24 protein-coding genes are annotated in these 23,945 nt (G+C 61.4%); 17 read left to right on the forward strand and 7 right to left on the reverse strand.

What is annotated here, in order from left to right; translation table 11 throughout:
• Window positions 1–42 precede the first annotated feature (42 nt).
• The 17 genes from plsX (at window position 43) to ACESYO_RS05400 (ending at window position 16,261) form a co-directional block, all read left to right on the forward strand.
• Entirely contained in the window at window positions 43–1,050 is a 1,008-nt protein-coding gene (gene plsX / locus ACESYO_RS05320; RefSeq protein WP_373209467.1) for a phosphate acyltransferase PlsX, read from the forward strand.
• A 4-nt stretch (window positions 1,051–1,054) separates the two neighbouring features.
• On the forward strand, window positions 1,055–1,720 hold the full coding sequence (gene rnc, locus ACESYO_RS05325; RefSeq protein ID WP_058963219.1) for a ribonuclease III: 666 nt from the start codon (window positions 1,055–1,057) through the stop codon (window positions 1,718–1,720).
• Between the two features lie 130 nt (window positions 1,721–1,850).
• On the forward strand, window positions 1,851–5,408 hold the full coding sequence (gene smc, locus ACESYO_RS05330) for a chromosome segregation protein SMC (RefSeq protein ID WP_373209468.1): 3,558 nt from the start codon (window positions 1,851–1,853) through the stop codon (window positions 5,406–5,408).
• 62 nt (window positions 5,409–5,470) lie between these two features.
• A complete protein-coding gene (gene ftsY, locus ACESYO_RS05335; protein ID WP_058963221.1) occupies window positions 5,471–6,388 on the forward strand; it encodes a signal recognition particle-docking protein FtsY in 918 nt (305 codons plus the stop codon).
• Window positions 6,389–6,408: 20 nt separating this feature from the next.
• Complete coding sequence (rdgB, locus tag ACESYO_RS05340; RefSeq protein ID WP_373209469.1) at window positions 6,409–7,044, forward strand: RdgB/HAM1 family non-canonical purine NTP pyrophosphatase; 636 nt, start codon at window positions 6,409–6,411, stop codon at window positions 7,042–7,044.
• A 38-nt stretch (window positions 7,045–7,082) separates the two neighbouring features.
• Window positions 7,083–7,388, forward strand: coding sequence for a YhbY family RNA-binding protein (locus ACESYO_RS05345; protein WP_058963223.1), 306 nt, complete (start codon window positions 7,083–7,085; stop codon window positions 7,386–7,388).
• A gap of 120 nt (window positions 7,389–7,508) precedes the next feature.
• Complete coding sequence (gene nadD, locus ACESYO_RS05350; RefSeq protein WP_373209470.1) at window positions 7,509–8,096, forward strand: nicotinate (nicotinamide) nucleotide adenylyltransferase; 588 nt, start codon at window positions 7,509–7,511, stop codon at window positions 8,094–8,096.
• 5 nt (window positions 8,097–8,101) lie between these two features.
• Complete coding sequence (gene yqeK, locus ACESYO_RS05355) at window positions 8,102–8,689, forward strand: bis(5'-nucleosyl)-tetraphosphatase (symmetrical) YqeK (protein WP_058963225.1); 588 nt, start codon at window positions 8,102–8,104, stop codon at window positions 8,687–8,689.
• On the forward strand, window positions 8,682–9,998 hold the full coding sequence (locus tag ACESYO_RS05360) for an LCP family glycopolymer transferase (protein WP_283128399.1): 1,317 nt from the start codon (window positions 8,682–8,684) through the stop codon (window positions 9,996–9,998). Before yqeK ends, ACESYO_RS05360 begins: the two co-directional genes overlap by 8 nt.
• 67 nt (window positions 9,999–10,065) lie before the next feature.
• Window positions 10,066–10,440, forward strand: coding sequence for a ribosome silencing factor (gene rsfS, locus ACESYO_RS05365; protein WP_087183484.1), 375 nt, complete (start codon window positions 10,066–10,068; stop codon window positions 10,438–10,440).
• A 77-nt stretch (window positions 10,441–10,517) separates the two neighbouring features.
• On the forward strand, window positions 10,518–10,640 hold the full coding sequence (locus ACESYO_RS05370) for a hypothetical protein (RefSeq protein ID WP_278317658.1): 123 nt from the start codon (window positions 10,518–10,520) through the stop codon (window positions 10,638–10,640).
• Window positions 10,641–10,645: 5 nt separating this feature from the next.
• The gene (gene leuS, locus ACESYO_RS05375) at window positions 10,646–13,066 is read left to right on the forward strand and encodes a leucine--tRNA ligase (RefSeq protein ID WP_373209471.1); all 2,421 of its coding nucleotides are present in this window, start codon (window positions 10,646–10,648) and stop codon (window positions 13,064–13,066) included.
• 186 nt (window positions 13,067–13,252) lie between these two features.
• Window positions 13,253–13,429: a 30S ribosomal protein S21 gene (gene rpsU, locus ACESYO_RS05380; RefSeq protein WP_058963227.1), complete on the forward strand. Its 177-nt coding sequence runs from the start codon at window positions 13,253–13,255 to the stop codon at window positions 13,427–13,429.
• Between the two features lie 122 nt (window positions 13,430–13,551).
• Window positions 13,552–14,055 carry a YqeG family HAD IIIA-type phosphatase gene (locus tag ACESYO_RS05385; protein ID WP_058963228.1) on the forward strand — a complete coding sequence of 168 codons (504 nt, stop codon included), beginning with the start codon at window positions 13,552–13,554 and terminating at the stop codon, window positions 14,053–14,055.
• Window positions 14,052–14,906 carry a TIM barrel protein gene (locus tag ACESYO_RS05390; protein WP_373209472.1) on the forward strand — a complete coding sequence of 285 codons (855 nt, stop codon included), beginning with the start codon at window positions 14,052–14,054 and terminating at the stop codon, window positions 14,904–14,906. Before ACESYO_RS05385 ends, ACESYO_RS05390 begins: the two co-directional genes overlap by 4 nt.
• A gap of 202 nt (window positions 14,907–15,108) precedes the next feature.
• Window positions 15,109–15,666: an elongation factor P gene (efp, locus tag ACESYO_RS05395; protein WP_058963230.1), complete on the forward strand. Its 558-nt coding sequence runs from the start codon at window positions 15,109–15,111 to the stop codon at window positions 15,664–15,666.
• Window positions 15,667–15,820: 154 nt separating this feature from the next.
• Window positions 15,821–16,261 (forward strand): CD1247 N-terminal domain-containing protein, encoded by a 441-nt coding sequence (locus ACESYO_RS05400; protein WP_373209473.1) that lies wholly within the window; start codon window positions 15,821–15,823, stop codon window positions 16,259–16,261.
• 183 nt (window positions 16,262–16,444) lie between these two features.
• Here the strand turns inward: ACESYO_RS05400 and ACESYO_RS05405 are convergent, their stop codons facing one another.
• The 7 genes from ACESYO_RS05405 to ACESYO_RS05435 form a co-directional block, all read right to left on the reverse strand.
• Window positions 16,445–17,848, reverse strand: coding sequence for an MATE family efflux transporter (locus ACESYO_RS05405; RefSeq protein WP_373209474.1), 1,404 nt, complete (start codon window positions 17,846–17,848; stop codon window positions 16,445–16,447).
• A gap of 121 nt (window positions 17,849–17,969) precedes the next feature.
• On the reverse strand, window positions 17,970–18,269 hold the full coding sequence (locus ACESYO_RS05410; protein WP_058963233.1) for a hypothetical protein: 300 nt from the start codon (window positions 18,267–18,269) through the stop codon (window positions 17,970–17,972).
• Between the two features lie 102 nt (window positions 18,270–18,371).
• Window positions 18,372–18,737, reverse strand: a complete 366-nt coding sequence (locus ACESYO_RS05415; protein ID WP_058963234.1) for a DUF2304 domain-containing protein — start codon at window positions 18,735–18,737, stop codon at window positions 18,372–18,374.
• A gap of 5 nt (window positions 18,738–18,742) precedes the next feature.
• A complete protein-coding gene (locus tag ACESYO_RS05420; protein ID WP_058963235.1) occupies window positions 18,743–19,465 on the reverse strand; it encodes a glycosyltransferase family 2 protein in 723 nt (240 codons plus the stop codon).
• A gap of 26 nt (window positions 19,466–19,491) precedes the next feature.
• Window positions 19,492–20,637 carry a glycosyltransferase family 4 protein gene (locus ACESYO_RS05425; protein WP_373209475.1) on the reverse strand — a complete coding sequence of 382 codons (1,146 nt, stop codon included), beginning with the start codon at window positions 20,635–20,637 and terminating at the stop codon, window positions 19,492–19,494.
• A 28-nt stretch (window positions 20,638–20,665) separates the two neighbouring features.
• Window positions 20,666–21,733, reverse strand: a complete 1,068-nt coding sequence (locus ACESYO_RS05430; RefSeq protein WP_058963237.1) for a glycosyltransferase — start codon at window positions 21,731–21,733, stop codon at window positions 20,666–20,668.
• 37 nt (window positions 21,734–21,770) lie between these two features.
• Complete coding sequence (locus tag ACESYO_RS05435) at window positions 21,771–23,942, reverse strand: DUF2142 domain-containing protein (protein WP_373209476.1); 2,172 nt, start codon at window positions 23,940–23,942, stop codon at window positions 21,771–21,773.
• Window positions 23,943–23,945 lie beyond the last annotated feature (3 nt).

Genomic DNA, 23,945 nt, shown 5'->3' on the forward strand with positions numbered 1-23,945 from the left:
ATAACAAACCGAACAAAACAGCATGGAAAGGGTGTGCGAGCAATGAAAATCATTCTGGACGCAATGGGCGGCGACAATGCCCCCGCCGAGATCATCAAGGGTGCGGCCGCAGCGGTGGCCAACTTCTGGCCGGAGGTGGAGATCATCGCCGTGGGCGATGCCGAGAAGATCACCGCATGCGCAAAGGAAAACAACCTGAAGCTGGATCACATCGAGATCGTGAACACCACCGAGGTTATTGAAATGTGCGACGAGCCTGCCAAGGCCGTGCGCACCAAAAAGGACTCCAGCATGGTGGTGGGCCTGAAGCTGCTGGCCGAGGGCAAGGGCGACGCCTTTGTTTCCGCCGGCTCCACCGGCGCGCTGCATGTGGGCACCAGCCTGATCGTGCGCACCGTGAAGAGCGTCAAGCGCCCGGCGCTGGCCACCATCATTCCCGGCAAGACCCCCTTCATGCTGCTGGATTCCGGTGCCAACGTGGAATGCCGCCCCTCCATGCTGGAGGCCTTCGGCGTGATGGGCAGCGTTTACATGGAGCAGGTCATGGGCGTGAAAAATCCCCGCGTGGCTCTGGTGAACAACGGCGCCGAGGAGTCCAAGGGCACCCCCACCTATGTGGAGGCCCACGCCCTGCTGAAGGCCAACAGCCGCATCAACTTTGTGGGCAACGTGGAACCCCGGGACATCCCCGCCGGCGTGGCCGACGTGGTGGTGGCCGACGGCTTCACCGGCAATGTGATCCTGAAGCTCACCGAGGGCCTGGCCAAGTTCTTCGGCGCAAAGCTGAAGGGCCTGTTCAAGAGCGGCGTCAAGGGCGCGCTGGCTTACCTGCTGCTGAAGGGCGGCGTGGCCGACTTCAAAAAGGGCATGGACGCCGACGAATACGGCGGAGCCCCCTTCCTGGGCGCGGCAAAGCCGGTCATCAAAGCCCACGGTTCCTCCAATGCACGGGCCATCCATCAGGCCATCCGGCAGGCAAAGCTCTGCGTGGAGAACGATCTGTGCGGCGTGATGGCCCGCAACCTGATCAGCGAAGAGAAAGAAGCGTAACAACATGCATCAGTTGGAAAACATCATCGGCTATACCTTTAAGGACCCCACCCTGCTGGAGACCGCCCTCACCCACACCAGCTTCGCCAATGAAAGCAAAACCCCCATCCATCACAACGAGCGGCTGGAGTTTCTGGGCGACAGCGTTTTGTCCATCGTGGTGGCGGATCATCTGTTCCACCAGTGGAAGGATCGGCCGGAAGGCGAACTGACCCGTGCCCGGGCCAGCCTTGTGTGCGAGAGCGCCTTGTACGAGTTCGCCAAGGAAATCGACCTGGGCAGCTATCTGCGCCTGGGCAAGGGCGAGGAGCGGGGCGGCGGCCGCCACCGCCCCAGCGTGGTGAGCGACGCCTTCGAGGCCCTCATCGCTGCCCTTTATCTGGACGGCGGCATCGAGGTGGCCCGCGCCTTCATCCTGCCCTTCATCACCGAGGGCAAGACCGCCGAGGCGGACTACAAGACCCAGCTGCAGGAGGTCATCCAGCAGAACCCGGAGGAGCGGCTGCGCTACGAGCTGGAGGGCGAGGACGGCCCGGATCACGACAAGCGGTTCTCCATGGCCGTGTACCTGAACTCCAACCTGATTGGCCGGGGCGTGGGTCACAGCAAAAAGGCCGCCGAGCAGGCTGCCGCCAAGGAGGCCCTGCGCCTGATGGGCCTGGTGGACTGAATCGGGCCGGTGCGGCACGGAACACCCGGCGCCGCACCCGTTTTGCCCGGCACGAGAAAACAGCACAGCCAAGGCTTGCTGCGCGGCTTTCTCCTGCCGGAGCACATCCCAATGATCCCAGGGAGGATTTATGGTATTAAAGGAACTAGAGATACAGGGCTTCAAAAGCTTCCCGGACCGCATCAAGATCCCCATTGACCGGGGCATCACCGCGGTGGTGGGGCCGAACGGTTCCGGCAAGAGCAACATCTCCGACGCCATCCGCTGGGTGCTGGGCGAAACCAGCAGCCGCCAGCTGCGCGGCGCGGGCAAGATGGAGGACGTGATCTTCGGCGGCACCCAGAGCCGTGGCGCCATGGGCTTTGCCAGCGTGAACCTGACGGTGGACAACTCCGACCGCCGCATCGACGTGAACGCCGACGAGGTGGTCATCGGCCGCAAGTATTACCGCAGCGGCGAAAGCGAGTATTCCATCAACGGCCAGAACGTGCGCCTGAAGGACATCTACGAGCTCTTTCTGGACACCGGCCTCGGCCGGGACGGCTACTCCATCATCGGGCAGGGCCGTATTGCCGAGATTGTGGGCGCCAAAAGCGCCGAGCGCCGGGAAATCTTTGAGGAAGCCAGCGGCATCGCCCGCTACCGCTACCGGAAAAACGAGGCCGAGCGCCGTCTGGCCAGCGCCGAGGACAATCTGGAGCGCCTGCACGACATTCTGGACGAGCTGGAAAGCCGGGTGGGCCCGCTGGAAAAGGAAAGCGCCAAGGCCCAGCAGTTTCTGGAGCTTTCCGCCCGCCGCAAGGAGCTGGAGGTCACCCTCTGGGTGGACAGCGTGAAAACCGCCAAAGAGACCGTGCGCGGCCAGCAGCGCCGCTACGAGACCGCCCAGGCGGACTACGACCGGATGACCGCCGAGATCGAGGCCATCGACGCCGCCACCGAGGGCATCCGGGCCGAGATGAACCGGCTCACCATGGAGGTGGACCGGCTGAACGGCGAGATCCGCACCATCACCGAGGAGGTGGCGGGCAGCGACAGCCGCATCGCCGTGCTGCACAACGACATCCGCCACAACACCGAGACCATGGCCGATCTTTCCCGCCAGCTGGAAGAGAGCGGGGCCGGGCGCGAGAGCTTTGCCGCCCAGATGCAGGAGCACCGGGCGGGCATTGAGAACATTCGGAAACATATTGAACAGCTGGACGGGCAGATCCGGGAAAAGGAGGAGATGCTCCGGCGCATTCAGGCGGAAAACGCCGCCACCGGCGAGCGCCGGGGGCAGGTGACCGGGGTGCTGGCCGAGCTGACCGAGTGCCAGACCGCCGAGAAGGTGCGGGCCGCCGGCTGCGAAAGCACCGCCGCCACTGCCGCCCAGCGGCTGGAAGCCTTACAGAATGAGCCGGCTTCCGGTCAGGGGCTGGAGGAGCTGGAGGGCGAGCTGGCCGACACCAGAACCTACCTGAACAAGCTGGACGAAAGCCTGACCCGGCTGGAAAACATCAAGCAGGGTCTGAGCCTGAAGCTGTCCAGCCGGCAAAAGCAGCTGGAGGAGGCGGACGGCGCAGCCGCCCAGCTGAACCGCCAGCTGGAGGCCTCTACTCAGCGGCTGCAGCTGCTGACCGATCTGGAACGGAACATGAACGGCTACCAGCACAGCGTAAAGACCGTGATGCGCGCCGCCCAGAACCACCGGCTGCGGGGCATCATCGGCCCGGTAAGCAGCATCCTCACGGTGCAGCCGGGCTACGAGGTGGCCATCGAGACCGCCCTGGGCTTCGCGCTGCAGAACATCGTGGTGGACGGCGAGACCGCTGCCAAGGCCGCCATGGCTTTCCTGCGCAACGAGCGGGCGGGCCGGGCAACCTTCCTGCCGCTGGACACCGTGAAGGGCAGCCACTTCGACGCATCCCGCCTTTCCGGCAGCGCCCGGGTGGCGTCCAGTCTGGTGGAATACGACCCCAAATACAACAACATCGTGGCCAATCTTCTTGGCCGCATCATCGTGGTGGACGAGATCGAGGAGGCCAGCCGGGTCGCCCGTGCGCTGGACTACCGCAACCGGATCGTCACCGCCGACGGTCAGGTCATCAACGCGGGCGGTTCCTTCACCGGCGGCAGCGTGAGCCAGTCCGCCGGCCTGTTCAGCCGCCGGCAGGAGATCGAGGATCTGCGCAAAAAGATCGGCTCTTTGCAGAACCGGCAGGGCCAGGCCCAGGCCGCGGCGGACAAGCTCAAGGCCGAGGTGGAGTCCCTGAACGCCCAGCTGACCGCTGCGTCCAGCGAGGCCATCACCGCGGGCGGCGATAAAATTCGCGCCGAGGGCGAGCTGCGCCGCATCGAAGCGGCCATCAGCCAGGCGCAGGCCGCCGCCCAGCTGCGTGCCGCCGAGTGCGAGCAGCTGAACGAGACCATCCGCCAGAGCCGCAAGGAGCTGGAGGATGCCAGGGCCGAGGAGGCCCGGCTGGGCGAGCAGATCGCCGCGCTGGAGGCCGAGCTGACCGAGCTGGCCGGCAGCGACGACAGCTTTTTGGCCACCCGGGCCCGCCTGTCCGACGAATTGAGCGAGACCCGTCTGGCCCGTCTGGCGGCGGAGAAGGATGTGAGCCTGCACGAGGCCTCCATCCGGGATCTGGAAAGCCGCCACGGCGAGAGCGGCCAGCGGGAGCTGGCCCTGCGGGAGAACATCGACCGCCTGAAAAAGGCCAACGAGGAGCACGAGCAGAGCATCCGCGCCATTCAGGAGGAAAAGGAAAAGAGCGCCGGCCGCATCCGCGAGGCGGAGGAAGCCATCCGCAAGGCCGCCGAGGAGCGGATGCAGAAGGAAGGCAGCATCAGCCGCGAGAGCCAGCGCCAGCGTGCGGTGAGCGACGAGCGGGAAAAGATGAGCCAGGAGATGGCCCGCCTGAACGAGCGCAAGGCTGCCGCCGAAAAGGAGTACGACGAGCTGATCGCCAAGCTGTGGGAGGAATACCAGCTGACCATGAGCGACGCTCAGCCGCTGTGTGTGCCCTTTGAAAGCGCCGCCGAGCTGCGCCGCCTTGTGGCCGAAACAAGAGGCCGCATCCGGGCATTGGGCAACGTGAACGTGGGCGCTATTGAGGAATACAAAGAGGTGAGCGAGCGCTACACCTTCTTAAAGAATCAGGTGCAGGACGTGGAGAAGAGCCGCGCCGAGCTGACGAGGATGATCGGGGAGCTGTCCGCCGAAATGCGGGACATCTTCAGCCGCAGCTTTGCGGAGATCAACCGGAACTTCGGCCGCATCTTCACCGAGCTGTTCGGCGGCGGCACCGCCACCCTCAAGCTGGATGACGAATTGAACGTGCTGGAAAGCGGCATCGAAATTCAGGTTTCGCCCCCGGGCAAGGTCATCAAGAATCTGGCCGCGCTGTCCGGCGGCGAGCAGGCGCTGGTGGCCATCAGCATCTACTTCGCCATTCTGGCGGTGAACCCGGCCCCCTTCTGCATTCTGGATGAGATCGAAGCCGCGCTGGATGATGTGAACGTGGCCCGCTACGCCCAGTATCTGCGCCGCATTACCGACCACACCCAGTTCATCGTGATCACCCACCGCCGCGGCACCATGGAGGCCGCCGACGTGCTCTATGGCGTGACCATGCAGGAGGACGGTGTGTCCAAACTGCTGCGTCTGGATCTGGAACAGGTGGACGCGACGCTGGTTTCGTGATATAAAAGAAGAGAACCGGCCCGCTTCCCGGCGGGCAATCAAAGGAAACGAGGGGAGACATTATGGGACTTTTCAGCCGGAAGAAAAAGCTGGATGAAGGCCTGGCCAAGACCCGCAAGGGCTTCTTTGCCGGCATTCTGGACATGCTCAACGCGGGCGAAATCGACGACCATATGTACGAGGACCTGGAGGAGCAGCTGATCCTGGCCGACACCGGCGCCGACGAGGCGGTGCGGCTGGTGGAGGAGCTGCGCACCCGGGTGCGCAAGGACCACATCAAAACCGCTTCCGACGCACTGGCCGCCCTGAAGGACATCATCACCGGCGAGCTGGTGGCCGACGAGCCCATGGATATGAGCGGCAAGCCCGCCGTGATCCTGATGATCGGCGTGAACGGCGTGGGCAAGACCACCAGCATTGCCAAGCTGGCCAAGCTCTATAAGGATCAGGGCAAGCGGGTGATGCTGGCCGCGGGCGATACCTTCCGTGCCGCCGCTGCCGAGCAGCTGTGCATCTGGGCCGACCGGGTGGATGTACCCGTGGTGCGCCACAGCGAGGGCGCAGACCCGGCTGCCGTGGTGTTTGACGCGGTGCAGTCCGCCGCCGCCCGGGGCTACGACATCGTGATCTGCGATACCGCCGGCCGCCTGCACAACAAGCAGAACCTGATGAACGAGCTGGGCAAGATCAGCCGCAGCGTGCACAAGGCCTGCGAGACCGCCAGCGTGGAGACCCTGCTGGTGCTGGACGCCATCACCGGCCAGAACGCCATCAATCAGGCCTCCCAGTTCATCAGCGCCGCCGGTGCCACCGGCATCGTGCTCACCAAGCTGGACGGCACCGCCAAGGGCGGCGCGGTGATCAGCGTGAAGCAGAAGCTGGGTCTGCCGGTGCGCTTTGTGGGCGTGGGCGAGGGCGTGGACGACCTGATGGAGTTCTCTCCCCACGATTTTGCCGACGCACTGTTTGCCGAAAACTGATCCGAAGGAGACAGATTCCAATGCTCATCTGCGCAGCCACCGGCAATGCCGGTAAATTGAAAGAAATCCGCCGCATTCTGGAAGCTCAGGGCCACGAGGTAAAAAGCCAGAAGGAACTGGGCATCACGCTGGAGCCGGAAGAGACCGGCACCACCTTTGCGGAAAACGCCCTCATCAAGGCAAAGGCCATCTGCGAGGCCAGCGGCCTGCCCACTCTGGCCGACGATTCCGGCCTGATGGTGGATGCCCTGGGCGGTGCGCCCGGCGTTTACAGCGCCCGCTACTGCGGCCGCCACGGCGACGACGAGGCCAACAACGACAAGCTTCTGGCCGAGCTGGCCGGGGTGGAGGAGGGCAAACGGGCGGCAAAGTTCGTGTCCGCCGTCTGCTTTTACCTGCCCGAGGGCCGCTACGTCACCTACCTGGGCGAGTGCCCGGGCCGGGTGATCTTCGAGCGCCGGGGCACCAACGGCTTCGGCTACGACCCTCTGTTCGTGCCCGACGAGGTAGGCCTTGCCGAGGGCGGCGTGCGCCCCAACACCGAGGGCCGCACCTACGCCCAGCTGGAGGCCATTGAAAAGGACGCCATCAGCCACCGGGGCAAGGCCATGGCCCTGCTGGACAAAAATCTGGCCGCCTTCCTGAACGAGGGCTGAGCCAAACCCAATTGAAACTGTAATATAAGGAGAATACTATGCTCACCAGTAAACAACGCGCCGCGCTGCGCGCCGCCGCCAACACCCTCGATCCGGTCTTTCAGGTCGGCAAGGGCGAGATCGACGAAACGCTCATCAAGTCCACCGCCGATTGCCTGGCTGCCCGGGAGCTGATCAAGATGAAGGTGCTGGAGACCAGCATGTACAACGCCAAGGAGGCCGCCGCCATTCTGGCCGAGGCCACCGGCGCCGACGTGGTGCAGGTTATCGGCTCCAAGTTCGTGCTGTTCCTGAAGAAAAAGAAGGAGTCCAAGTTTGAGGATATCCTGAAAGCCGCCCGCTGAGATCCGGCAACGTGGCCTGAAAACAGATCGTTTACAATTTGTTTGTAACTTATTTGAAATATCTGCCCGGCAAAATTCGTTGTTTTGTTACATGGCCGGGCACACTGGGGGAGTGGCGCGATGAAACTGCTTTTGTTCGGGGGGACCTTTGATCCGCCCCACAAGGGCCATATACGCCTGTTGCAGAGCGCCATCGACGCGGTGCAGCCGGATAAGGTGGTGGTCATGCCCGCGGGCATTCCGCCCCACAAGGCGGCCAGCGCCACGCCGGCCAGCCTGCGGCTGACCATGTGCCAGTGCTTTGTGCCGCTGCACCCGGATCTCACCGTCTCGGACTGGGAGATCGGCCGCGGCGGCAGAAACTACACCATCGACACGGTGCGGATGCTGGAGGAGCGCTACCCCGGCGCCGAGATCTTTCTCAGCGTGGGCAGCGATATGCTCACCACCTTCACCCAGTGGAGGGAATGGCAGAGCCTGCTGGAAAAAACCACCCTTGTGGTGCAAAGCCGCTACAATGGCGACGACGCGGATCTTGCGGCCGCGGCCCGCACACTGGAAGCGGCGGGGGGCCGGGTGATCTTCGCCCATGCCCCGGTTCTGCAGGCAGCCTCCAGCGATGTGCGCGCCGGGAAGCTGGGCATGGATGCGCTGCCTCCTCTGGTGCAGCACATCTGCAAACAGTATCATTTATACGAAAAGAGCTGAGGACCATGAACGCAAAAGAAGCGCAGAAGATGGTAAAGGAGTGCCTTTCCAAAAAGCGCTACACCCACACCATGAACGTGCGGGACGCGGCGGTGCATCTGGCCGAAAAGTACGGGGCCGACCCGGACAAGGCCGAGCTGGCCGCCCTTTTGCACGATGCGGTGAAGGAACGCAGCCGGGAGGAATTGTTGCAGATCCTGCAAAACAATGCTATAATGGCACAAAATGCCGAAAAAAGCCCCCCGCCGGTCTGGCACGGCATCTGTGCCGCCATTCTGGCCCAGACGGAATGGGGCGTCACCGACCCGGAGATTGTCAGCGCCATTCGCTGCCATACCACCGGCAAGGCTGGTATGTCCAAGCTGGACAAGATCATCTATCTGAGCGATATGATCAGCGCCGAGCGGGACTATCCGGAGGTGTACGAGCTGCGCAGGCTTGCCGAGGAGGATCTGGACAAGGCCGTCTGCACGGCCGTGGAGAAGAACATCGGATGGATGAAGGAATGCGGCAAATCCATCGACCCCTTGTCGCTCGAGGCCCTGGAGGACCTGAAGCGCGGCATGCAAACCAGGGAGGATACCCATGAATGAACCCAAACAGCCCCGTAAACTGAACACCGGCTCCGCTTCGGGCCGTTCGTCCACGCCCAGCGGCTCCACCGGCCGCCGGATCAACCGCGGCGGTTCGCCCGCTTCCGGTTCTGGCCAGCAGCGCACGGTCTACCATGCCAGCGAGCAGCCTCGCCGTCAGGCTCAGCCTCCGCGGCAGGATCAGCCCCAGAGGAAGGCCCAGCCGGCGGCCCATCGCGGCCAGCCTCGCCGCCGCCCGAAGAAGAAAAAGAGCCCGCTGAAAATCGCCCTCATCAGCCTGCTGACGCTGGTGGCCGTGGTCTGTGTGGGCCTGTTCGGCCTGTATCAGTGGGTGGTGCACAGCATCAGCCCCGACGGCGGCGCCCCCACCATCAGCGAGCTGATCAATACCCCCAGCGAATTCAAGGGCGATGTGGTGAACATTCTGGTCTGCGGCATCGACTACGAGGAGGGCCGTGCCTATTCCAACGATCCCACCTCCAACGACGGCATGACCGATATGATCATGTATGTGAACTTCAACGTGAAGGAAAAGAAGATCAACATGCTGCAGATCCCCCGCGATACCTACGCGGGCGAGGAATACAGCACCGGCAAAACCGGTAAGATCAACGCGGTTGCCCTGCGCAACGAGGGCGGCATCACCGATCTGGCCAAGCTGATCACCGAGCAGTACAAGCTGCCCATCGACTACTATGTGACCATCGACATGCAGTCCCTGAAGGAGATTGTGGATCTGTTCGGCGGCATCGAGGTCTACCTGCCGCAGGAGGTGGCCGACGGCAAGGGCAGCTGGCTGCCTGCCGGCACCCATAACCTGGATGGCGCTTCGGTGGAGTTCCTGGTGCGTAACCGTCACGGTGATGGCTATGCCCAGGGCGACATCGCCCGGCTGGACATGCAGCGTTACTTCTATCAGGGCCTGTTCAACCGCATCCGCACCGCTACGGTATGGGATCTGGCCAAGCTGACCCCCGTGGCCCTGAAGTATATCACCACCGACATCCCCGGTGATACGCTGGTAAGCCTGGGCGTGAGCTTCTTGCAGGTGGACAGCGCCAACATCATGATGTGCAAGGTGCCCACCTACAGTGCGGCCGAGCGCTACAACGGTCAGTCCATTCAGGTGTGCGACACCACAAAGACGCTGGATCTGATCAATACCTACTTCCTCAGCTATACCACCCCTGTGGACAGCCTGAACGTGCCCACTCTGGCCACCGCCGGTTCCTCCACCGACCCCAATGTGCAGTACATGGGTCAGCTGGATACCGAGGCCGAGGGCGGTTCCACCTCTGAGGCGGGCTGATCCAACCCGATAACCAACCCATCCACCGCTCCCGAGAGGGGAGCTGAAAGGAGAGAATCAAACAAGAATGGAAAGCTTGCAGCTTGCGACCAGCATCGCAAAAGTGCTGGATACCAAAAAAGCCGCGAATGTGAAGGTGCTGAAGGTGCGGGATCTGACCGTGCTCACCGATTACTTTGTAATCGCCAACGGTACCTCCACCACTCATGTGAAGAGCCTGGCCGAGGAAGTGGAGTTCCAGCTGGAGCAGCAGGGCGTGAAGGCTCTGCGCACCGAAGGCTACGACGCCAAGAACTGGATTCTGCTGGACTACGGCACCGTGATCGTGCATGTGTTCTATCCTCAGGCCCGCGAGTTCTATGATCTGGAGCACCTGTGGGCGGATGCCGAGGAGTGCGACATCCAGTTCGACGCACCCGCCGAGGGCGGCGCAAACGAATAAATCAAACGGAACGCCGCCCGGCGCCTTCGGGGGTCGGGCGGTCAAAAGCCAGTTTTCCACAGCGGGAGAAGCCTGCGGTGGAAAACTGGCTGTCGCCGTTTTATTTTAAAGGGCAGCAGCACACAATTCCAGGTGGCCTTCGCCGTGAATGGTGCGGTGTTGCCAAAGGGGCAAATCGCTCAAATTTTGGTTGGAGTTGATAAAGGTGAAATACGATTTCAAGGCCATTGAAAAGAAATGGCAGAAAGTCTGGGCGGACGAAAAGACCTTCGCCGCCAAGATCGACCACACAAAACCCAAGTTCTATGCTCTGGTTGAGTTCCCGTATCCCAGCGGTCAGGGCCTGCATGTGGGCCATCCCCGCAGCTACACCGCGCTGGACATTGTGGCCCGCAAGAAGCGTCTGGCCGGCTACAATGTGCTGTACCCCATGGGCTGGGATGCCTTCGGTCTGCCCACCGAGAACTTCGCCATGAAGAACCACATCCACCCCGAGATCGTGACCAAAAACAACGTGGCCCGCTTCAAGAGCCAGCTGCAGGCGCTGGGCCTGTCCTTCGACTGGGACCGTGAGATCAACACCACCGATCCCAGCTACTACAAGTGGACCCAGTGGATCTTCCTGCAGCTGTACAAGCACGGTCTGGCCTATAAAAAGGAAATGAGCGTGAACTGGTGCACCAGCTGCAAGGTGGTGCTGGCCAACGAAGAGGTCGTGAACGGCTGCTGCGAGCGCTGCGGCGGCGAAGTGGTTCACAAGGTGAAGAGCCAGTGGATGCTGAAGATCACCGAGTATGCTGACCGCCTGATCGACGATCTGGACGGCCTGGATTACATCGAGCGTGTGGCCACCCAGCAGAAGAACTGGATCGGCCGCTCCACCGGTGCCGAGGTGAACTTCACCACCACCACCGGCGATACCCTGACCGTTTACACCACCCGCTGCGACACCCTGTTCGGCGCCACCTACATGGTGGTCAGCCCCGAGCATGCGCTGGTGAACCAGTGGCTGGAGAACGGCACCATCCGGAACGCTGACGCCGTGCGCGCCTATCAGGCTGAGGCCGCCCGCAAGAGCGACTTCGAGCGCACCGAGCTGAACAAGGAAAAGACCGGCGTGAAGCTGGAGGGCGTGATGGGCATCAACCCGGTGAACGGCAAGGAGATTCCCATCTTCATCTCCGACTATGTGCTGGCTACCTACGGCACCGGCGCCATCATGGCCGTGCCCGCCCACGACACCCGCGACTACGAGTTTGCCAAGGTGTTCGATCTGCCCATCGTTGAGGTGGTCAAGGGCGAGGGCGAGAGCCATCTGGACAAGGAAGCCTTCACCGACGTTGCCACCGGCACGCTGGTGAACAGCGGTTTCCTGGATGGCCTGAGCGTGGAAGAAGCCAAGAAAAAGATGATCCAGTGGCTGGAGAGCGAGGGCAAGGGGCACGCCAAGGTCAACTTCAAGCTGCGCGACTGGGTGTTCAGCCGTCAGCGTTACTGGGGCGAGCCCATCCCCATGGTCTACTGTGAGAAGTGCGGCTGGCAGCCCATCCCCGAGAGCGAGCTGCCCCTGAAGCTGCCCGAGATCAGCGACTTCGAGCCCGGCGAGGGCGGCGAGAGCCCGCTGGCCCGCCACACCGAATGGGTCAACACCACCTGCCCCTGCTGCGGCGGCCCCGCCAAGCGCGAGACCGACACCATGCCCCAGTGGGCCGGTTCCTCCTGGTACTTCCTGCGCTACATGGATCCCCACTGCGACACCGCTCCCGTGAGCAAGGAAGCCGTGGAATACTGGGGTCCTGTGGACTGGTACAACGGCGGCATGGAGCACACCACTCTGCACCTGCTGTACAGCCGTTTCTGGCACAAGTTCCTGTACGACATCGGCGTGGTGCCCACCAAGGAGCCCTACAAGAAGCGTACCAGCCACGGCATGATTCTGGGCGAGAACGGTGAGAAGATGTCCAAGAGCCGCGGCAACGTGATTAATCCGGACGATGTGGTGAACGAGTACGGCGCCGACACTCTGCGCCTGTACGAGATGTTCATCGGCGACTTCGAGAAGGCCGCTCCCTGGTCCACCAAGGGCATCAAGGGCTGCAAGCGTTTCCTGGATCGTCTGTGGGGTCTGGGCGAGATGATCGTTCCCGGCGAGGGCTACCGCCCCGAGCTGGAGACCGCCTTCCACAAGACCATCAAGAAGGTGGGCGACGACATCGAGGTGCTCAAGCACAACACCGCCATCGCCTCCATGATGAGCCTGCTGAACGACCTGTACGCCGCCGGCGGCGCCACCAGGGACGAGCTGCGCACCCTGCTGATTCTGGTCAACCCCTTCGCTCCCCACATCACCGAGGAGATGTGGCAGCAGCAGGGCTTTGAGGGCCAGATCGCTCACGCCCAGTGGCCTGCCTACGACGAGGCAAAGTGTGTGGAGAGCACCGTGGAGGTGCTGGTGCAGCTGAACGGCAAGCCCAAGGCCCGCCTGAACCTGGCCTCCGGCCTGGATAAGGACGCCACCCTGGCTGCCGTGAAGGCGGACGCTTCCGTGGCCGCTCTGCTGGAGAGAAAAACCATCGTGAAGGAGATTGCCGTGCCCGGCAAGCTGGTCAACCTGGTGGTCAAATAAGCAATGCTGTTGACATTCTGCGGTTGGGGATCGGGTTCCGGTCCTCAACCAAAGAAAGTTTTGAAAATACACAAGATTTTAGTTGACAGAACCAACTGTGGCATAGTATAATCGATATGTTGAATACCCTATTTTGGGGGATATGCAACGAAACTCCTGCCTCAGGTCCAAGGGAGGGAAAAATAGATGTCGGAAATTCGTGTCAAGGACAACGAGTCGCTGGAGAGCGCGCTGCGTCGTTTTAAGCGTTCTTGCGCCCGCAGCGGTGTGCTTGCCGAGGTTCGCAAGCGTGAAGCTTACGAGAAGCCCTCTGTGCGCCGCAAGAAGAAGTCCGAAGCTGCCCGCAAGCGCAAGTTTAAGTAATTGCGGTTAGCCGGAACAATGGCTGAAATGCGTGCAAACGCCTGAGCGGGTCCCCTTGGGGGCCCGCTCATTTTTTATCGATTTTTCCGGGGCCAACGCCCCGCTTTTATGGGAGAAGCACTATGTTCATCACACCGGAGTATCTCTTTTCCGGCGCAGCGGCCATCACGCCGGAATTTTTGAAGGGCAAGGGCATCACCGCCCTGGTGCTGGATGTGGACAACACCCTCACCGGCCACGACAGCCAGCAGCTGCCCCCGGCCATCCGCGACTGGCTGGACCGGATGCGGGCAGCGGGCATTCAGCTGGCCATTGCCAGCAATAATAACGAGGAACGGGTGCGCCCCTTTGCGCAGGCCATCGGGCTGGATTATGTGGCCATGAGCTGCAAGCCGCTCACCTTCGGTCTGGCCCGGGCCCGCAAAAAGTTCGGAGTACCTAAAGGCCAGATGGCCATTGTGGGCGACCAGCTGTTCACCGACCGGCTGGCCGGTGCGCTGTATGGCATTCCGGCGCTGGTGGTGCAGCCCATGTATGAGGATTTCAAAAAGGGAATCCGTTTCAAGCGCCGGCTGGAAAAGCCCTTTCTGGCCCGCTATTTCAAAAAGGGAGGGAAGCTTCTGTGAGCATCTTATTCGGAACCGCCGGCACCAGCCAGAGCTTTGCCGAGCAGGGATATAAAAACAGCGTGCAGGTGCCGGAATACACCGCGAAAATGGGCCTGGACGCCTTTGAGTACCAGTGCGGCCGGGGCGTGCGCATCAAGGAGGAGCTTGCCTCCAAGATCCGCGCTCAGGCGGCGGTGCACGGCATCTATTTCAGCCTGCACGCGCCTTACTACATCTCCATGAGCAGCCTGGAAGAGGAAAAGCGCCTGAACAGTGTGGATTACATTTTGCAGAGCGCGGCAGCCATCCGGGCGCTGGGCGGCCAGCGGGTGATCTTCCACTCCGGCAGCTGCGGCAAACAGAGCCGGGAAGCCGCGCTGGAAAAGGCGCTGGACACCATGCACCGCATTGTGGCGGCGGTGGACGAGGCCGGTTTCTCTGACATCGTGCTCTGCCCCGAGACCATGGGCAAGGTGGGCCAGCTGGGCACGCTGGACGAGGTTCTGGCCCTGTGCAGGGTGGACAAGCGCATCACCCCCTGCATCGACTTCGGCCATCTGAATGCCCGGGATCAGGGCTCCATCAAAACCAAACAGGACTATGCCGCCATTCTGGATCGGATGGGCGAGGTGCTGGGGGACGGGCGGGCCAGCCGCTTCCATGTGCACTTCAGCAAGATCGAATACACCACCGGCGGCGAAAAGCAGCACCTGACCTTCGCAGACACCGTCTACGGGCCGGACTTCGAGCCGCTGCTGGAGCTGTGCTACGAGCGGGGGCTTTCGCCGGTGATCATCTGTGAATCCGCCGGCACGCAGGCCGAGGACGCAGCCACCATGAAGCGGTATTACCAGAGCCTGGGCAAGTGAGCCCGAAGGCCTGCCCCACGGGCCGAAAAGGCCAAGAAAGGGCTTGAAAAATAGCCGTTTCTGGGGTAGAATAATAACAGATATGTCAGTGAATGCCCGCGCCGCATCGCTGCTCTGAAAGCAGCAGGCAGCCAGGTCGCGGCGCTGGCAGCGCAAGGCCGGTTTGGCCGGGCCAGAATAAATTTTAATTGGAGGATCATTTATGATTTCTGCAGGCGATTTTCGCAATGGCGTAACTTTTGAAGAGAATGGCAACGTGCTCCAGGTTGTGGAGTTCCAGCATGTTAAGCCCGGTAAGGGCGCTGCCTTCGTGCGCACCAAGACCAAGAACGTGATCACCGGTGCCGTGACCGAGAAGAGCTACAACCCCAGCGACAAGTTCCCCACCGCCTTCATCGAGCGCCGTGAGATGCAGTACCTGTACGAGGACGGCGGCCTGTACTACTTCATGGACACCGAGACCTACGAGCAGATCCCCCTGAACGAGCATGATCTGTCCGATTCCTTCAAGTTCGTGAAGGAGAACGAGATGGTTAAGATCCTGAGCTACAAGGGCAACGTGTTCGGCCTGGAGGCTCCCAACTTTGTTGTGCTGCAGGTCACCGAGACCGAGCCCGGCTTCAAGGGCAACACCGCCACCAACACCCTGAAGCCCGCCAAGCTGGAGACCGGCGCCGAGATCCGCGTGCCTCTGTTCATCAACGAGGGCGACATGATCCGTGTGGACACCCGCACCGGCGAGTACATGGAGCGCGCCTGATCATAAGGCTTCATCCTGATCGCATCCACCTGGGCGGGGGCTTTGCCGCCGCCCGGGTTTTATTTTACCCAGTGTGAGCGCCGCGCCGCCGTTTTTTGGCAGCGAGGGCGTGGTCATAAAAATGTTTGATACTTCTTCAAAGGAGGAATGAACAATGGAACTGAAAGAGCGTGCTGCATACCTGAAGGGCCTGATGGAGGGTCTGGAGATCGGCGACAGCAAGGAAGGCAAGGTACTGAAGGCCATGTACGACCTGCTGGAGGATCTGTGCGACACCGTGGCCGATATGGACGACGACCTGGACCAGGTCTACGATGAGCTGGATGCCATGGACGAGGATATGGACGACCTGGAAGAAGCCGTGTTCGGCGACGACGAGGACGAGGACGACGAAGAGGAAGACGACGAGGACGAGGAAGTAGAAGCCGAGTACGAGCTGACCTGCCCCAACTGCGGCGCTGTGACCGTTGTGGACGAGGACATCCTGCTGAACGAGCAGGTCTGCTGCGGCAACTGCGGCGCCGAGTTCGAGATCGAATTCAGCGAGTGCGGCGAGGACTGCGAGTGCGGCGACTGCACCGAGGAGAACGAGTAATCCTCTGATTGCCGGATCAAACAAATAGAAAGCGGCGGATGGCTTTTGCCGTCCGCCGCTTTTTGCTGCCTTTACGGACAAAGAAAACGCCCTGCAGATGCAGGGCGTTTTTGCTGTAAAATCGATTTTCCTGTTCGGAATGCAAGGCTTCCGTTCAAAGGCAAAAAACGGCACAGACGCCATTTACCGGGCGGATTTGGCACGCTCCATGGCGGAAAGCTCCGGCATCACGGTGAGCCGCATGGTAATGTAGCAGGCAAGGCCGCCCACAAAGTTGGAAACAGGCTCGGCAAGAAATACCCCCTTCACGCCCAGACCGGCCACGTGGGGCAGAAGCAGGGTAAGGGGCACCACGATGATGGCCTTGCGCAGCAGGGAAAAGAAGATGGCCAGTTTTGCCTTGTTCAGCGATTTGAACACGCTCTGGCCGGAAAACTGAAAGGCCATCATGAAGAAGCCGAAAAAGTAGATCTGCAGCGCAGGCACCGCAGCGGCCAGCAGCTCCGGATCCTGATTGAAGATCCGGATAAAAGCCGCGGGGAACAGGGAGATCAGCGCCCAGATCAGCAGGGTGTAGCCGAAGCCCAGCTGCGTCATGAAGCGGATTGCGGCGCGCACCCGGCCGGCCATTCGGGCCCCGTAGTTGTAGCTGATCACCGGGGAACCGCCGTCCGAAAGGGCCAGTGCAGGGGTCTGGGCGATCTGTCGCACCGAGTTGATCACCGTCATCACGCTGATGTACAGATCCCCTCCGTAGGCCCGCAGGGTGGAGTTGCAGACCACCTGAACCAGGCTGTCGGTAAAGGACATCACAAAGGTGGAGGTGCCCAGCGCCACGATACGCCGGATCAGTCGGCCATCCGGCCGAAAGCCGCGCAGAATCAGCCGCAGCTCCGCTTTTGGGCCAGTGAGAAATCGCATTACCCAGATGGCGGAAAGCAGCTGGGAAAACACGGTGGCGATGGCTGCTCCCCGTACGCCCAGCCCCAGCCCGAAAATCAGAATGGGGTCCAGAATAATATTGGTCACCGCACCCAGCAGCACTGTGAGCATGCCGATGCGGGCAAAGCCCTGGCTGTTGATGTAGGGGTTCAGCCCCAGCGAAATCATCACAAACACCGTGCCCAGCAGATAAATGGTCATATACTGCGCTGCCACCGGATAGGTATCGTCGCTGGCGCCGAACAGATAAAGCAGGGGTTTGTGCAGTGCAATGCCAAGCACCGTAAGCACAACGCCGCATACCACCAGCATAAACCAGGAATTGGCCATGATGGCCCGGGCGGTTTTCAGATCCTTCTGGCCACGGGCAATGGAACACAGCGGAGCACCGCCCACACCGAACAGATTGGAAAATGCGGTGATCAGCGTGACCACCGGGAAACACAGCCCCAGTCCGGCAAGGGCCAGCGTGCCCTGACCGGGAATCTTGCCGATGTAGATCCGATCCACGATGTTATACAAAAGGTTCAGAAGCTGCGCCACCAGCATGGGAGCGGTTACGGCAAGAACACTGCGGCGGATATTGGGGCTGGAAAAATCCACCTGACCGCCCCCGGCTGTCCGGTGAAAATGTGGAAACGGCATCTTACTGCATCCATCCTTTCTTACGAAGCCATGCCCCGGCAGGCTGCGGGGCAACAAAATAGCGCGCTGTTCCAGCCCGGAACAGCGCGCGTTGCTTTTGATATGGTCCCGGGAGCAGGGATCACTTCTTGGCGGGCGCTTCCTTCAAAGCGCGCTCCAGCCACATGGAGCCGATCTCCAGAGCGGTATACAGGCCGGTCTTGCTGCTCTGCTTGACCACACGCTCGGGCAGAGGCTTGGAAGAATCGGTGCTCATGAGGATCACATGGATCTTATCGGCCATCTTCATGCCCTGTTCTTCCTTTTCGGTGAGGATCTGCATAAAAATCACAAAAGGATCAGCCAGGCTGCCGTAGTAGATTTCGTTGCCGCAGCGGACCAAAGGCTTGCCCTTGTAGGTCAGTTTCGGGGTATATGCCATTGTAAAAACCCTCCAGTCGGTTGATATATATTATATTTTATTATACCATAAACGACTCAGAAACACAACGGCGCACCGGATCACAGGTCCAGCTTGCCCGGATCACAGGTCCAGCTTGCCCCGCTCGATTTTTTCCTCGTTCAAAGCCACCTTCTGAGCCAGGCTTTTCAGCTTGGAATCCATCTGGCTGAGCCGTACCGACATATAGAACTGCTTGATCAGCAACAGGAAGATAATGGCAAGATACACCACGTTGATCTCGCTCACAAAGCCGAACTTGCGCGCCACCCAGGTGGTGATCTCCGGGAACAGGCTCAAAAACAGAAGGCAGGCAGAAAACAGCAGCCAGAAGATGGAATCTTCAATCTGCACCTTTGCCTGGCGAACCCGGCGAAGAATGAACAGGGTGGTGCACAGACTGCCGCAAATCAAAAGTGCGCGCAGCGCGAGGGGAAGCAGTGGGGACATGGCGTTCAGTTTCTCCTTTCCGGGTAGTAGTTATTCACGGGCTCCCGCTTGCGGAACCACTGGATCAGTAAAATCGAAAGGCCCATCTTGAGCATGTACTGGATGGAACGGGTGAAATTCAGATAGCTGGTGCCGGTGAGCCGTTCGCCCATCTGCACCTGAATCTCCCGCACCACAGCGCCGTTTTTGATCAGATAGCTGATGGTGTCCGGCTCGGGGCCGTAGTTCAGGTTCAGGGCGAATTCCTCCACCATGCGGCGGTTAAACATGCGCATGCCGCTGGTGGGGTCACAGATGGCCTGGCCGGTGGTGAGGCGGATGGCCCAGCTGATCAGGTAGCTGCCCAGCATGCGCAGGCTTTTGGGCTTTTTCACCGTGAGGAACCGGCTGCCGATCACAATATCGGCTCCGCTTTCCAGCTCATCCAGCATGGGCTGGATGTATTCCGGCTTGTGTTGACCGTCTGCATCGAACTGGAGGGCACAGTCGTAGCCGTTTTCGGCGGCGTAGCGCAGCCCGGTCTGGAACGCGCCGGCCAGCCCCAGATTCACCGGCAGGTCGATCAGCCGGAAGCCGTTCTGGCGGCACAGCGCCGCAGTGTGGTCGCGGCTGCCGTCGTTTACCACAACGTAATCGTATTGGGGGTAATGGGCCACCAGCTCGTTCACCACGTGAACGATGTTGCCCTCCTCGTTGTAGGCAGGGATCACGATCAATAGCTTGGACATAACGTTATAATTCCTTTGTAGTCAGGTTATTGTGCGCCGGCAAGCCGCAGCAGCTCACGGGTCACAGCGTCCCAGGTGAAGTGTTCCTCCAGCCGGGCAGCGGTTTTCCGGGCAGCCTCGCAGCGCCAGGCATCGTCCGTCAGGCAGGATTTCAGGGCAGCAGCAAGGGAGGTGGAGTCCACTTCGTCCAGCTGGATGCCGTAGCTTTCGTCCGGCAGAAGCTCATCGCTTCCGCCGGTGCGGGTGGTCAGAATGGGGCATCCACAGGCAGCCGCTTCCAGAAAGGTGGTGGGAAATCCCTCGGCGTAATAGGTGGGCAGGCAGTACAGCTGGGCCTGGGCCAGCAGCTGCATGGCCTGGGCATAAGGCACTGCCCCTGCCAGATGCACGCCGGGCGGGCAGTTTTCCCGCAGCCTGGGCAGCAACGGGCCGTCGCCGGCCACCACCAGGCTGCACCCGGAAAGCCCGGCGGAAGAAAAAGCGTCGACCAGCTCGGCCACGCCCTTTTCCGGGATCACCCGGCCCAGAAAAACCACAAGCTTTTCCTCAGCCGGAAGGCCCAGCCGGGCCCGCCAGTCCACCGCGTCCGGCGCGTGGGCCAGCGCCCGAACCTCGGAAGGCTCCACCGCGTTGTACAGCTGGCCGGCGGGATGAATGCCGAAGTGCTCCAGCCAGTGGCATACCGCCCGGCTCACGCCGAAGAAGCGGGGCCCGCAGGCCTTCAGCCAGGCGGCCGCCAGATGCTCATAAAACGCCCCGGCCGCGTTCAGCAGCGGACTGCCCATGGGCAGATGGCCAGTGGAATGATCCACCACAATGGTGGGGATACCCCGCTTTTTGCACTGCCGGGCCGCATACAGGCTGCTGATGTAAAAGCGGGTGTTGATCAGGCAGAAATCAATGGGCGTTGCCCACAGCTGCGCTGCCAGCGCCCGGAAGGCCTTGCCGGGCTTTAAAACCGGGAATCGGCCGTTCATCAGCGGCCACACCGGCAGCCGGATAATCCGTATGCCGTGTTCGTCGGTTTCGGTATCCGGCAGGCCGGGCAGGGCGCTGGTTACCACAATGGCATTGTGGCCTGCGTTTACCACCCGGCGGGCCAGATTGAAGGTATAGCGCTCCACCCCGCCCACCGTGGGCAGATACTGGGCGGAGAAAAAACAGATGGTCACGAAGCGAACCTCCCGTGTGCGGGCCGCGTTACGCGCCGCGCTTTTTGTAAACGAATTCCCGCTGAATCTGGAAGCTGATGAAGAACAGGAACACGTCCACGCAGATCTTGATCACCAGCTCGGAGAAGCCGCCGGTGAGGGCATACAGCAGGCTGACCAGACCGGCGGAGCAGGCCATCTGGATTACGGCCAGCAGGAAATACTTGCCGGCGGCCATGCCGTGGTTTTCCCGGCTCTTGAACACGATCTTGTAGTTCAGCAGATAGTTGTAGGTGGCTGAGATCACGCGGGCGCACACGGTGGCCAGCGTGATGTACAGCGTACCGGAAACCACCGGCGCCAGCAGGAAGCAGAACAGGCTGAACAGCGCCAGATCCACCACGCTGGAGGAGAGGGAGGAGAACAAAAACTTGCCGAACACCGCGTAGATGCGGGCCGAGTCCTTCAGAGGATTGAAATGACTGGTCTTGTTCTCTTCGATGTAAACCGTTTCAATGGGTACCTCCACGATGGGCACTCCGGCGTCCTTGGTGTCGATGAGCATGTTGGACTCGAACTCGAACCGCTCGCCGCCGGTGTGCATCAGCTTCTTCATGAAGGCGGTGGGAATGGCCCGCAGGCCGGTCTGGGTATCGGTGATGGCAAGGCCCACCAGCGCCTTGAACACAAAGCGGGTACATTTGTTGCCGAAGCTGGAGCGCAGCGGCACGTCCTTCTCGTCGAAGTTGCGGCAGCCCAGAATCAGTGCGTCCGGCCGGTCGGTCAGGGCCTTCATCACCTTCAGAATGCAGGCGGGGGTATGCTGGCCGTCGGAATCGGCGGTCACACAGCCGGGGGCATCCGGCCAGGTGTTCAGGCAGTAGTTGAAGGCGGTTTTCAGCGCCCGCCCCTTGCCCAGATTCACTGCATGACGCAGCACCGGGCAGCCCCAGCGTTTTTGCGCTTCCTCAAAGAAATGGGCGTAGGCAGGGCCGCTGCCGTCGTCCACCAGAACGATGTTCTGAATACCCGCTTTGTGCAGCTGCTCCAGCAGGCGGGGCAGCTTTTCGTCCGGCTCCAGAGAGGGAATGATCACGGGAATTTGCTTGTAATCCATAAAATATCGTACTCCTTAACGGATGGCGTTTGGTCCTTTACCGGGCCAGAATGGAAAGAAAAGCATTGAACACGACCAGAATGTCCACCAGCGTCACAGCGTACACAAGGCCGCGGGTGAAATCGGTTTGCAGCAGCAGGCGTCTGGGCCGGGCCAGCAGCAAAAGGCTGAGCACCGGCAGGAAATACCGCCCCTGCAGACCGTAAATGGTGGTGTAGTAGGTGGGCGTCCAGGAGACGCAGCCCAGCACCGCCAGCCCACAGCAGGCAAGGCCGATCAGCAGGCAGACCGTCTGGGCCCAGACCGGAAGCTCAAAGCCGGGCTGCAGCCAGGCCAGAACCAGCAGAATCAGCAGTGCGGCCACCCAGGTCCAGGCGATCTGCACGCCCGGGTCAAAGTAGCTCAGGGTGCCGCCCACCAGTGTTTTCACATAGTGGTCGCCGTACTCCACCACCGAGCGGATGAGCAGCTCCACGGTGTCCAGCGGATGGCTGAGAATATAGGGCAGCGAATAGCACACGCTGTCGTCCTGCACGGGCTCTTCCGAGGCAGGCTGCGGGGCGGAATCCGCCACGGCGGTTTCGCCGGAGGAGGCTGTGCTTTCCGGTGCGGGGGCGGATTCAGACTCCGCGGCCACACTTGCGGCCGGTTCCGCTTCCTGCACAGCCGCGCTGGAGGAGGCCGCGCCTGCGGCCACCGGGGTATCGCCGTTTACAAAGCCGCCCAGCGTCAGCGTTCCGCCCGCGCTGGACAGAAACACCACCATGCACAGCACAAGGAAACCGCCCTTGATCGCCTTGGAAAATCGGCCCAGGCGGGCGGCAGGGATCAGAAAGACCAGCAGTGCCAGCGGGAAATATACGATTTTGGAGGGCACGATCAGCAGCCCGGCCAGTGCGGGCAGAATCAGCTGCTTCCAGCTGATTTTTTCCGTCGGGCCGAAAGCCAGATCCAGCACCAGCGCTGCGAACAGAAGGCAGAGCGCAAGCAGGTTGGAATCCCGGCTGTAGGAGGCGGCAAGGTGCAGCGTCATGGGCAGCAGGGCCACTGTGGCGAATACCGCCTTTGCCACCGGGGTGCGCTTCACCGCCCAGGAGGCCAGAAATGCGAAGAAGAGAAGGTTTGTCAGCCTGCCCAGAAACAGGGTGGGGATGAACCCCAGCCGAAGCAGAAAGCCCGCCAGCACGCCAAGCGCGCTGATCCAGTACATGGTGTAGCTGGAGTCCACCTGATATTCATCGAAGTCGTGGGTGGCGGTGAAGGGATCGGGGCTGGTGGTAAGCAGATTCTTGGCAATATGCTGCCAGGTGAATACTGTGGTTTCGCCATCCTGCACGATCACGTCCTGATCCGAAGGGCGCCGGATGGTGCTGTGGATCTGGCTCTGCGCAATGGGCAGGTGCGGGTCATAGATGGTGGAGGCCAGCGTGAAGCTCTGGTTGATGTGGAACTGCTCGTCCGGCGCGGAATAGGGGGGCAGCACCATGCTGAGCAGAATGCCCAGTGCCAGCACGAAGCAGAACACCATCCGGTGCAGCGGGCACTTCTGCCCGGTGAACAGCCACCAGCCGGCCCCGATGAGAACCAGCGCCAGCAGGGCAATGACCCAGTAGAATTTGGTCAGAAAACCGCCGATCTGAGCATATACACCCAGAATGGCCAGCATGCCCTCGGTGGGCTGGCCGTTCACGGTCAGCCCCAGACCCGCTTCGTTTGCAGTGGGGGTGTAACCGATGAGCAGACGGCCCTCGCCGGTGTAGTGAGCGGTCAGAGTCACCCGATAGTGCCGCTCACCAAAGGAGGTCAGCTCCACCGGCTGGGAAAGCCCCAGCGTGGTGTAGTAGGCCTCGGTGGTGTCCAGAATATTGCTCATGTCGCCTTCGCTGGTGGCCAGCACCTCGCCGGTGTCCAGATCGGTGAGGGTGAGCTCCAGCACACCGGCGGGGCCTTCGTCGCCCGCCTTCTGCACCTTGAAGGCAAAGCCCATGTACAGCAGGTCCCGGTCGCAGACGAAATCCTGAGTCACGGTATCGTCGATGAGGGCAAACTCGCTGAACTGGTCATTGATCATCCAGCTGCGGCTTTTTTCGCCGTTGCCCCGCACCTGGGTGAGCCAGATACAGGCAAAGATGAAAAAGGCCACAGCCAGCAGCGCAGCGCCGCCCAGAAGGCGGCGGTGCGTTTTGAGTTGCGTGAGAAGTTTTTCCATGGG

Source organism: Allofournierella massiliensis (assembly GCF_964241245.1).
Lineage (GTDB): Bacteria > Bacillota > Clostridia > Oscillospirales > Ruminococcaceae > Allofournierella > Allofournierella massiliensis.